Here is an 11,648-nt window from a genome sequence, read left to right on the forward strand (position 1 = left end):
CGACGGCCATGTGCGATGCCGGTCGGTCATCGCGCTGCGGGGGCGTCCAGCGGCAGCGTCAGCATGTCCCGATGGCCGTCGACGAAACCCGCCCGCAGGTACAGCGCCTTGGCGCGCGGGTTGTGGTGGTGCACCTCCAGCCGCAGCATCGCCACGCCCCAGGCGCGGCTGCGTTCGGTCGCCAGTGCCAGCGCCTGCGCGCCCAGGCCGCGGCCGCGCGCCTGCGGCGCGACATAGAGCTCGTCGAGCAGCGCGAACGCGCCGCCCTGTTCGAGGCTGAAGCCCCGGGTGAGCACCAGATAGCCATCGTCGCCGCCGTTGCCGAGCAGCAGCACCACGCCGTGCATGGGGTCGGCCAGCAGGGCATCGAGCCCGGCGCCGACGCGGACCGGATCGAACACCAGGCGGTCCTCCGCATAGAACGCACGCATCATCGTCAGCACATGCGCGCGATCGGCGGCGGTCGCATCGCGCGCATGGAGCGCCGGATCGACAGGACGCAGCATCGGATACCTCCAGAAACGACAGGGCGCCCATTGTCGCCCGGAGGCGAACGGGGCTCAGGCGGGAAGCGGGACGAGATCGCGGATCGACACGATGCCCAGGCCCGGCGCATCGCCGAGGGTGATGGTCGGGCCGTCGAAATGGACACCGCCCTCGACCGGGTCGTAGGCGCACAGCGACGGGCCATCGAGATCGACCTTGGTGATCGCGTCGGCCTTGGCGACCGCCAGGTGCACCGCCGCGGCGACACTGATGCTGCTCTCGAGCATGCAGCCGATCATGCAATCGATGCCATGCAGAGCGGCGATGTCGGCCAGCCGGATCGCGTTCGACAGCCCGCCGGTCTTCATCAGCTTGATGTTGACGATGTCGGCCGCGCGCATCCGGATCAGCTCGATCAGCTCGGCCGGGCCGAACACGCTTTCATCGGCCATGACCGGGACCGCGACGCGGTCGGTGACGAATTTCAGGCCCTGCAGGTCGTGCGCCGGCACCGGCTGCTCGAGCAGTTCGGGCTGGATGCCGGCGTCCTCGAGCCGGCGCATCGTCTGCACGGCCTGCTTGGGCGACCAGCCCTGGTTGGCATCGAGCCGCAGCGTGGCGCGACCGTCGACCGCGGCGTGGACCGCGCGGATGCGCTCGAGGTCCAGCGCGGTGTCCTGGCCGACCTTGACCTTCAGCGCGCGGAAACCGCGCGCGAGCGCGGCCTGGGCGTCGGCGACCATCGTGTCGACATCGCCGACGCTGATCGTGAGGTCGGTGGCGAGGACCGGCTCACCGCCGCCGCCGAGGATGCGGTACAGCGGCGCACCGTGCAGCTGTGCGAACAGGTCGTAGAGCGCGATCTCGACCGCGGCCTTGGCGCTGGTGTTGCGGACCAGCGCGGTCTGCACCAGGCGCACGAGGCGGTTGAGGTCGCCGATCTCCTGGCCGACCAGCCGCGGCGCGATGACCTGCGCGATCGCCGCGACGATCGCGCCGTGGGTGTCGCCGGTGATCACCGCGGTCGCGGCCGCCTCGCCGTGGCCGACGTGACCGGTATCGGTGTGGATCGTGACGACGACGTCCTCGACCCGTTCGACCGTGCGCAGCGCGGTCTTGAACGGCGTCCTGAGCGGCACGCGCAGCATGTGCAGGCGAATGTCGGTGATCTTCATGGCGGCAGGTCCGGGCAGGGCGGTCAGCGCACGCGCTGGAGGCTTGTGATGCGCTCGATGGTCGGCGCGCCGTCGCCGCCCAGCAGGGGCAGCAGTGGGGTCACCACCACGCCATTGAGCGCCAGTCGCGCGAGCTGACCGTCGGCGCCGCGCAGCGAAGTGCCGGCGGTGTCGTGGATCACGTAAGGATCGCCGTCGACGTGGCCGATCACCATCATCACGTGGCCCGGGATGAACACCAGGTCGCCGACATCGGTCTTCCGCAGCAGGCGCAGGCGCGCCTCGCGCGACATCGTCGGCGCGAACGCGACCCGGTCCAGCGCCGGGCTCGTGGCCTGCGCACTGGTGTTGCGCGGCAGCAGGACGCCCATGCTGCGGTAGATCTCCGAGACGAAGCCGCTGCAGTCGCGCGCGTTGTACGAGTGCCCCCAACCGTAGCGCTCGCCGAGGAACTTGAACGCCTGTCGGATCACCTGCGCGCGTGTGTACGCGAGCGCGTCGTCGGCGACATCGGCTGACTGCGGCAGCATCGCAGGTGCGAACGTCAGGCCACCGGTCGCGGTGCGCACCGGCAGTTCCACGACGCGGCCGTACCAGGGGATCTGGCCATTGAGCACGCGGTCGCCCGGCCAGTCGAGCGCGGGCACGCGAACGCCCATCTCCAACTGCACCTCGGAGACCTCGGGCGCCTGCGGCGTGTAGACGGTACGCGCGGTCGCGCCGGTGACGATCGGGCCGCGCGCTGCGCGCGCGACGTAGTCGGCGACCGCCTCGCGCGTGCCCAGGGCGACCTGCGCGGCGTCGATCCAGGCCGCGTAGCGCTCGCTGACGACGAAGTACCAGGCGCCATCGCGGCTCGCGTGCACCACTGCGACCGGCGTGCCTGGGAACAGGGCATCTTCCTGAAAGCGGTCGATGTCGGTGTCGTCGGGGCGGCTGAACACCCGCGTGTGGGTCGGGAATGCACGCAGGTCGGCGCGGCGCACGACCAGTCCGAAGCGGGGCGATGGCGCGGCGGGCAGGGCGGCCAGGTCGACATCGGCGAGCAGGCGGTCGAGCGCCGCTGCATCCAGCATGTGGCCATCGAGGGTGTAGCGGGGCTGCGACGGGCGCGTCGACACCGCCTCGATCCAACCGGCGACCGTCGCGCGGTCGAGCGTGTCGGGCAATGCGAGCACGGCGTGGATCGAGGGATCGTCGCGCCGCATCGCAGCGTTCTGGGCCGCGATCGCCTCGCGGTCGAGCAGGCGCGCATCGGGTGCGTCGAGCCGGTCGATCCAGTACTGCGGATCGAGCTGCGCGCGCGTCATGCCGGAGATCGCCGGCGTCGTCGCCGATGCGCTTGCTGCCAGCAGCGATGCCAGCACCGTGCCGGCCACCTGCCGCCATGCACGCCGGCGTGCGGGCGAGGCACGCAGGTGCGTCCGCATCATGGCTGTTGTCGTCTGCATCGAAGCTCCTGCAAAGCGGCCACACGGACCGTGGGGACGCTTGGAGCATAGGTGTTTTGCCGCAGTGGACAAGCCGGCCGATGCGATTGACAAGGCTGGGGGCGCGGTGTAATCAAAACGTCATCGTGTCGCGCCGCATGGGGAGCGGGCGCACAGCAGCAGGCCGGCATCGAGGCGTGGATCGCGCGCGGTGCATCGGCTGCGCCCGCCACGCCATCGCCAGGGGAATGCCGCATGCCCGTAACGCCCAGACACCTCCGTTCGAGCCGTTGTCCGCTCGCCCTTGCGTTGCTGGCGGCCATCGCGATGCCGGCCGCGGCGCAATCGACCGACACCCGGGTCAACACGCTCGACCAAGTGCAGGTCACCGGTTCGCGTATTGCCCGGACCGAGATCGAAGGCCCGGCGCCGGTCACGGTGATCACCGCCGAGGACATCCAGAAGCAGGGCTTCAGCACGGTCTGGGAGTCGCTGGGCACGCTGACCCAGTTCACCGGCAATACGCTCAACGAGTCGGATCAGACCGGTAACGCGCCCAACGGCCAGTTCATGAACCTGCGTGGCCTGGGCCCGGGCTACCAGCTGATCCTGCTCAACGGCCAGCGCCTGGCCGACTATCCGCAGCCCTACGGCTCCAACGGCACCGCAGTGAGCCTGGGCAGCATTCCTGCCGCCGCGATCGAGCGCATCGAGGTCATGAGCGGCGGCGCGTCGGCGATCTACGGGTCCGATGCGGTCGCCGGTGTGGTCAATATCATCACCAAGGAGAACTTCAGCGGCGACACCATCCGCCTGCGCGGTGGCACCACGTCCGGGGGCGGCGGCGATAGTGGGCTGTTCCAGTGGACCGGCGGGCGGACCGGTGATCGCTGGAGCCTGACCTATGCGCTTGAGCGGCTGGATCGCGAGGAGATCGTCGCCTCGCAGCGCGATCTGACCTATCTGGCGCATCCGCAGTACCGCACGAATCCCGAGCGTCCGACGGCATCGATCAGCGGTGTGTACTTCCGGGCCGGGCAGAACTATCTATGGAGGACCGATGCGGGCGCGTTGTCGCCATCCTACCCAGCGATGCTGGAGGCCTGCGAGGCGACCAACCCGAATTTCGTGCCCTTCCATTCGGCATCGAGCGTCGCCGTGCCCAATCGCTGCGGCGCGCTCGACTACTACAACGCACGCTCGATCCAGAACGCCTACGGCAAGACCTCCGGCTACCTGTCGGGCAGCTTTGATTTCAGCGACACGTTGACCGGCTACGTACAACTGCTCGGCAGCGATTCCAACGACAAGAGTTCGAGCCAGACGCACTACTACATCGGCGAAGGGCCGTTCACCGTGCAGGACCCGACGCGTGGCCTGGTGACTGCGCAGCGCATCTTCCTGCCCGAGGAAGTCGGCGGCACCAAGTACATCGAATACGACGAGCGCGCCTGGTCCATCAACGCCGGCCTGCGCGGCACACTCGGCGACGGCCGCTTCGACTGGGACGCCAGTGTCACCTCGTCGCGCTTCGAGATCACCACCACGCGCCCCCGCTTCCTGACCCGCGCGGTGCGCGATCATTACATGGGCCCGGTGCTCGGCCACACCGCCGATGGCACCGAGATCCGCGAGTTCTACACCGACCGCCTGTTCGCGCCGGGCTCGGCCGCGCTGTACGACCAGCTCACCACCACCGTGGTCAGCAGCGGCGTGTCCAAGTCCGACCAGGCGCAGTTCGTCTTCAGTGGTCCGCTGTTCGATCTGCCGGCCGGCCCACTGCAGATGGCGGCCGTCGTCGAAGCGGCGAAGCAGTCGTATTCGCTCACGCCCGACCCGCGCACCACCGTCGATTACACCGGTCCGGACCGTGTCTACAATCTGACCAGTACGCCGGGCGGCGGGCCGCGCAACCGATACGCGGCTGGCCTCGAGCTCCGCGTGCCGGTCTTCTCGCGCTTGGAGGCCACGCTCGCCGGTCGCTACGACAAGTACGACGACATCACCTCGGTCGACGACGCCATCACCTGGCAGGCAGGTCTGGAGTGGCGTCCCTTCAAGACGCTGCTGCTGCGCGGCGCGCACGCAACAAGCTTCCGCGCCCCCGATCTGCTCTGGGTGTACGCCGGCACGACCGGCTCCAATCCTTTCGTCGACGACGAGTACCTGTGTCGCCTCAACGGCATCGCCGCCGAAACGCCCGAGTGCACGGCCGCGTACAACTACCAGACCTACATGACCCAGTCCTCCAATCCGTTGCTCGAAGAGGAGAAGGGCAAGTCCACGACCTTGGGCGTGGTCTGGGACGCACTGCCGAATCTGTCGCTCAGTGTCGACTGGTACCGCATCGAACTCGAGGGCCGGGTGCAGGCGCTGTCCAACAGCTACTACTTGGAGCAGGAGGCCAACTGTCGGCTCGGCCGGGACCGCAGCGGCAATGCCGTCGACACCGGGTCGCAGTCGTGCCAGTTCTATGCCGGTGCGGTGGAGCGCGTGGTCTCCGACCTCAACCCGGACGGCCGCATCACCCGCTTTGCGACCTATCCGATCAATGCTGCGTTGATGCGCACCGAAGGGCTCGATGCGTCGTTACGCTACGGGCTCGATCTTGGCGGTTGGGGCGATCTGAACCTGCAGGCCGGCTACACCCATGTGCTCGAATTCGAGGTCGCGCAGTTCGGCGACGAGGCGCCGCGCGATGTGCGCAGCACGGTCGAGTACAACAGCCAGCGCAGCCGCGCGAACTGGCGCGCGGCCTGGTCGAATGCGGACTGGAGCGCCAGTCTCTACGGCTACCGCTACGGCAGTCGTCCGAACTACAACGGCACCGCGATTCCGGGCAGGACCTCGGCCTATGTGATCTGGAACGCCGATGTGTCGCATGCGATCACCGACAACGTGACGCTCGGCGTGAGCGTATTGAACCTGCTCGACGAGATGCCGCCGCGCGACGATTCGCACACGGCCTGGCCGTACTTCGCCAGTTCCTATAGCGCGATCGGTCGACAGGTGTTCGCCAACATCACCTTCGACTTCTGAGACATGCGCGCCGCGCGTCTAGGCTGGGCGCTGGCGGGCTGGCTGGTCGCCGGCCTGCCCGCAGCCGCCGCTGCCCCCGTTCCACCTGCGCGCCTGGCGGCGCTGGTCGACGCCGCGGCCGAGCGCTACACGCTGCCCGGCATCGCGGTCGGCGTCGTAGTTGATGGCGAGGTCGTGCTGCGGCACACGCGCGGCGAGTTGCGTGCGGGCGAGGGCGAGGCCATCGATGCCGAAACGCTGTTCAAGATCGCCTCCAACAGCAAGGCGATGACCGGTGCTGTGCTCGCGCGGCTGGTCGATGCCGGGCGGCTGCGCTGGGACGATCCGGTGGTGCGGTACCTGCCGGATTTCCGTATGTACGACGACTGGGTCACGCGTGAGATCCAGGTCCGCGACCTGCTGATCCACAACAGCGGCCTGGGCCCGGGGGCCGGCGACCTGATGCTGTGGCCGTCGCCCAACGCCTTCACCCGCGCGCAGGTGATCGAGGGATTGCGCCACCTGCGGCCGCGCTGGAGTTTCCGCGCACGCTATGCCTATGACAACACGCTGTATATCGTCGCCGGCGAAGTCGCGGCCGCGGCCGGCGGCGCCCCGTACGACGTGCTGGTGCGCCGCGAGGTCTTCGAGCCGCTCGGCATGACCCGCTGCCAGGCCGGCGCCTGGGAGCGCGATGCGGTCGGCAACGTCGCCCAGCCGCATGCCCGCCTGGAGGGCCGCAATGCCGTCGTGCGTGGCGACGACGCGACGATTCCCGACGAACCGATGATGGCGGCCGGCGGACTGCGTTGCAGCCTGGATGACATGCTGCGCTGGGCGCAGGCCTGGCTCGACCCCGAGGTCGGTGCGCCGGGCCGGCCCTGGCTGTCGGCCGCACAGCGCGAGTCTGCCTGGACCGCGCACATGCCGATGCCGCTGACCGCACGCATGCGTGCCTGGGACCGCAGCCATTTCTCGGCCTATGGTTATGGCTGGCGGCTGACCGATGTCGACGGCACCGCGAAGGTGTCGCACACCGGTACGCTGTCGGGCATGGTGTCCTCGCTGGCGCTGCTGCCCGAGCAGCGCGTCGGTATCGTGGTGCTGATCAACGGCGATGCCGACGAGGCGCGCACCGTGCTGACCCAAGCGCTGGTCAAGCAGTTCGTCGCCACCGACGGCGGCGCGCACGACATCGACGACTATGCCGGCCGGCTGGAGGCGGAGCGGGGCACTTTGGACCACACAACGCAGCCGGAGACCGACGATGCGGTTGCCGTGGCGCCAACAGTTGCGGTCTCGCTTGCCGGCCGTTACCGCGATCCGTGGTTCGGCGATGTGGCGCTGTGTCCGCGCGACGGCGACCTGCGCTGGATCTCGATGCGTTCGCCGAAGCTCGATGGCGACGTCGTCGCGGTCGATGGCGGGCTCCAGGTGCGCTGGCGCGCGCCCGATGTCGACGTCGATGCCTGGCTGCGACCGACGTCGGCGAACGACCGTACGGTCTCGCTGCAGATGGCCAAGGTCGATCCGGACGCGGACTTCAGCTACGACTTCGAAGACCTGGCACTGGTGCGCATCGGCGACTGCGATTGAGCGAGGCGCGGCATCGTTGTCGGCGGCGATACTGCATGCGCGGACCAGAACGAAAAAACCCCTGCATCGCTGCAGGGGTTTTCGTAACACTGGCGGAGCGGACGGGACTCGAACCCGCGACCTCCGGCGTGACAGGCCAGCATTCTAACCAGCTGAACTACCGCTCCGAGGCGCGAGATTCTACGCGAATTCGCGCGCTTGGGAAGGGGGTGCGCGATCTTTTTTTTCATCGCCGTCTTCGTCGGTGCGTGTGCTGCCTGATCGACGCGCATGTGCAGCGCGCAATCGATGTCGGTGGATACGTCGTGTCGCGTTGTCGATCGGCGGATTGCGATGCCGGCTTCGGCAGCGTGCGCGGCGATCGACGCCATTGCACATGTGCATCTTCGGTCCGGTTGTCGAGATCGCCCTCGTGGTGCGATCGCTGTGCCGGCATGCGCGTCGAAAGCGATCTCGTGCGCGTGTAGGTCTCGACCTGCCGCAGCGCCAAAAGCCCGCGCCCCCACCCGACGCCTTTGGCGTCGACCTCCGCCCGCAAGCGGGGGAGGTGGTGCGCCATCCGACGCTCGCGCGGTCCGGTCGAAACCGCAAAAGCCCTCCCCCGCATGCGGGGGAGGGTTGGGTGGGGGCGGGGTGCGATCGCTGTGCCGGCATGCACGTCGAAAGCGATCTCGTGCGCGTGCAGGTCTCGACCTGCCGCAGCGCCAAAAGCCCACGCCCCCACCCGACGCCTTCGGCGTCGACCTGCCCGCAAGCGGGGGAGGTGGTGCGCCATCCGACGCTCGCGCGGTCCGATCGAAACCGCAAAAGCCCTCCCCCCGCATGCGGGGGAGGGTTGGGTGGGGCGAGGTGCGATCGCTGTGCCGGCATGCGCGTCGAAAGCGATCTCCTGCGCGTGCAGGTCTCGACCTGCCGAAGCGCCAAAAGCCCGCGCCCCCACCCGACGCCTTTGGCGTCGACCTCCGCCCGCAAGCGGGGGAGGTGGTGCGCCATCCGGTGCTCGCGCGGGCCGATCGAAACCGCAAAAGCCCTCCCCCGCATGCGGGGGAGGGTTGGGTGGGGGCGGGGCAGGACACGCGAAGTCGGATTCGACGCCCCTGTTCAACGTCGCGCCACGCCTGCACCACGCATCGGACGCACAAAAAAAAACCCCGCCAAGGCGGGGTTCTTCTTCAACCAGTGGCGGAGCGGACGGGACTCGAACCCGCGACCTCCGGCGTGACAGGCCAGCATTCTAACCAGCTGAACTACCGCTCCACATTGGAAACCTGTTGCTTGGTGGGTGCTGAGGGTTTCGAACCCCCGACCCTCTCCTTGTAAGGGAGACGCTCTACCGCTGAGCTAAGCACCCATGCGGAACAGCCTAGCCGCTTACTTTACCGCATCCTTGAGCGCCTTGCCAGCCTTGAATGCCGGGACGGTCGAGGCGGGGATCTGGATCGTTTCCTTGGTCTGCGGGTTCAGGCCGGTGCGCGCGGCGCGCGGACGGGCGACGAACGAACCGAAGCCGACGAAGTTCACCGCGTCGCCGTTCTTCAGCGCTTCGGTGATGGTGTCGAGCAGCGCGTCGACCGCACGGCCAGCGTCGGCGCGGGACAGGCCGGCCTTCTCGGCGACGGAAGCCAGGACATCGTTCTTGCTAAGGGCCATCAGTGAATTCCTCTTTTAATTATTCGACGTTGAGCGTCTGGACGCTGAGCCGGCATGCACGGCGCCGCCGGCCGGGCGGCGCCGGTCGGACGCGCATGGTACGCGATCCCCCGGTCGATTACGACCTTGCGGGTGCAGGCCTGAATGGCTGCCCGACGGGGCCGCCAAGGGCGCGTCGGGCCCCGGTCCTGCGCGGGTCCGTGCTTGCGGGTAAACTGCCCGGCTCGCCCATCCCGTGCCCCGACTCATGCTGCAAGCGCTTCGAGAAAAGACCAGTGGTTGGATCGCCATCGCCATCGTTGCGTTGCTGGCGGTGCCGTTCGCGTTCTTCGGGATGGAGCACTACCTGTTCCAGAACAATGCCGACTATGCGGCCAAGGTTGAGGCCCCGCCGACCTGGTGGCGCTCGGCGCCCGACATGTGGCTGGTGCGCAAGCTGGCGTGGACCTCGACCGAGGTCACGCCCGAGGAGTTCCGTCAGGCATTCGACTCGGTCCGCGAGCAGCGTCGTCAGGACGAGGGCGAGAACTTCGATGCGCGTGCATTCGAGACCCTGGACAGCAAGCGCGAAGTGCTCGAGCAGTTGATCGACCGCGCGGTGCTGGGCCTGGCCGCCGAGCGCGCCAACATCGTCGTCGGCGATGCACAGGTGCGCGAGATCATCGCGTCGATTCCTGCCTTCCAGGTCGATGGCCGCTTCGATGCGCAGCGCTACCAGATGACGCTGCAGTCCGGGCAACCGCCGCGGACTCCGGCCGAGTTCCAGGCGTCGATCCGTCGCGACCTGCAGCGTGCGCTGGTGCCGCAGGCGATCGCCGAGTCGGCGTTCGTCACCCCGTCGGAAGCCGAGCGCATGATGCGTCTGCTCGACGAGCGTCGCGACGTCGCGTTCGTGGTCGTGCCGCCGCCGGCGGTCGATACGGCGCCGGTGGCCGATGCGGATCTAAAAGCATGGTTCGAGAAGAACGCCAACCGTTACCGAGAACCGGAAAAGGTCGCGCTTGAGTACATCGAAGTGCTCGCCCAGCCGCAGGCCGGTGCCGGCGAGGTCGATGAAGCCGAGGCGCGCGCACATTTCGAGCAGGTCAAGTCGCGGTTCGCGGCCACCGAGCGCCGTCTGGCCTCGCATATTCTGGTCGAAGTGCCGGCCGGTGCCGACGCGGCCGCGCAGCAGGCGGCGCAGAAGGAAGCAGCGGATCTTGCCGCGCAGGCAGCCCAGCCGGGCGCCGACTTCGCCGCGCTGGCGCGTGCGCATTCCGACGATCCGGGCTCGCGCGACAAGGGCGGCGATCTGGGCTGGGTCGAGAAGGGCATGATGAGCGGCCCGTTCGAGGACACGCTGTTCGGCATGCAGGCCGGTACGGTCAGCCAGCCGGTGAAGACCGACTTCGGTTGGCATGTGCTGCGACTGCGCGAGATCGAGGCCGGCAAGCCGGTCGCGTTCGAGGACGTGCGCGAAGAAATGGAGCGCGAAGTCCGCGACGGCGAGGGCGCGCGTGCCTACAACGAGCAGATCGGCCGGATCGTGGACGAGATCAACCGCCACCCGATGTCGCTCGAGCAGGCTGCGGCCGCGGGGCAGCTCGAGGTGCGCACGATCGCACCGTTCGCACGCGGTGCCGGCACCGGCATCGCCGCGAACCGCGCGGTGGAGCAGGCGGCGTTCTCCGAGGCGCTGACCCAGGACGGCACGGTCAGCGATCCGATCGAGATCGCGCCCAACCACACGGTCTTCATCCGCGTCACCGCACACACGCCCGAGCGCGCGCAGACGCTGGACGAGGTGCGCGACCGCGTGACCGCAGAAGTCCGCGCCGATCGCATGCGCCAGCAGGCCGAACAGGCGGCCGATGCCATGGTCGCCGAGCTGAAGGCCGGCAAGACCCTGCAGGCGGTGGCGCAGGCGCATGGCCTGGAGCCGCAGTCGGTGCCGGGTATCCCGCGCGGCGCGCCGGTGCCCGACCCGGCGTCGAACACGGCCTACTTCCAGACGATGCCGCCGGCCGAGGGCAAGACGGCAGCCGGCCGCACGCTGCGGCCCGACGGCAGCGCAGTGGTGTTCGTTGTCGAGCGCGTGGTGCCGGGCGATCCGGCGCAGGCGCCGCCGCAGCAGCAGGCGATGCTCAAGCAGCAGCTCGGCGCATTGCTCGGCAACGAGGATGCGGATGTGCTGCAGCGGGCCCTGCGCCGGCAGATGAAGATCACGGTGAACGAAGAGCGGCTCTGACGTTACCCTTCGAACCCGGCGGCGCATGCGCCGTCCGGGCACCGAGATCGAGCAAACGCCCGGCCA

At 68.7% G+C, this 11,648-nt stretch carries 7 protein-coding genes and 3 tRNA genes; 3 read left to right on the forward strand and 7 right to left on the reverse strand.

Going from position 1 to position 11,648, the window contains the following annotated elements; genetic code table 11:
• Positions 1–26: 26 nt before the first annotated feature.
• From WAF18_RS11115 to WAF18_RS11125, 3 genes are read right to left on the reverse strand one after another with little or no spacing between them, the layout of a single operon-like run.
• Positions 27–506, reverse strand: coding sequence for a GNAT family N-acetyltransferase (locus WAF18_RS11115; protein WP_337245142.1), 480 nt, complete (start codon positions 504–506; stop codon positions 27–29).
• Between the two features lie 54 nt (positions 507–560).
• Positions 561–1,661, reverse strand: a complete 1,101-nt coding sequence (locus WAF18_RS11120; RefSeq protein ID WP_337245143.1) for a dipeptide epimerase — start codon at positions 1,659–1,661, stop codon at positions 561–563.
• Between the two features lie 23 nt (positions 1,662–1,684).
• Entirely contained in the window at positions 1,685–3,112 is a 1,428-nt protein-coding gene (locus WAF18_RS11125; RefSeq protein ID WP_337245144.1) for an SH3 domain-containing protein, read from the reverse strand.
• A gap of 234 nt (positions 3,113–3,346) precedes the next feature.
• Here WAF18_RS11125 and WAF18_RS11130 point away from each other — a divergent pair, with 234 nt between their 5' ends.
• Positions 3,347–6,130: a TonB-dependent receptor gene (locus WAF18_RS11130; RefSeq protein ID WP_337245145.1), complete on the forward strand. Its 2,784-nt coding sequence runs from the start codon at positions 3,347–3,349 to the stop codon at positions 6,128–6,130.
• Between the two features lie 3 nt (positions 6,131–6,133).
• Entirely contained in the window at positions 6,134–7,705 is a 1,572-nt protein-coding gene (locus tag WAF18_RS11135; RefSeq protein WP_337245146.1) for a serine hydrolase domain-containing protein, read from the forward strand.
• Between the two features lie 90 nt (positions 7,706–7,795).
• On the opposite strand, the gene WAF18_RS11140 is transcribed toward WAF18_RS11135, so the two are convergent.
• From WAF18_RS11140 to WAF18_RS11155, 4 genes are all read right to left on the reverse strand, one after another.
• Positions 7,796–7,872 (reverse strand) — tRNA-Asp (locus tag WAF18_RS11140).
• Positions 7,873–8,885: 1,013 nt separating this feature from the next.
• A tRNA-Asp gene (locus tag WAF18_RS11145) sits at positions 8,886–8,962 on the reverse strand.
• A gap of 19 nt (positions 8,963–8,981) precedes the next feature.
• Positions 8,982–9,056 (reverse strand) — tRNA-Val (locus tag WAF18_RS11150).
• A 20-nt stretch (positions 9,057–9,076) separates the two neighbouring features.
• Complete coding sequence (locus tag WAF18_RS11155) at positions 9,077–9,355, reverse strand: HU family DNA-binding protein (protein ID WP_047136197.1); 279 nt, start codon at positions 9,353–9,355, stop codon at positions 9,077–9,079.
• Between the two features lie 247 nt (positions 9,356–9,602).
• On the opposite strand from WAF18_RS11155, the gene WAF18_RS11160 reads away from it, so the two are divergent.
• Positions 9,603–11,582 (forward strand): SurA N-terminal domain-containing protein, encoded by a 1,980-nt coding sequence (locus WAF18_RS11160; RefSeq protein WP_337245147.1) that lies wholly within the window; start codon positions 9,603–9,605, stop codon positions 11,580–11,582.
• Positions 11,583–11,648: the final 66 nt, after the last annotated feature.

Source organism: Luteimonas sp. gir (assembly GCF_037198055.1).
GTDB lineage: Bacteria > Pseudomonadota > Gammaproteobacteria > Xanthomonadales > Xanthomonadaceae > Luteimonas > Luteimonas citri_A.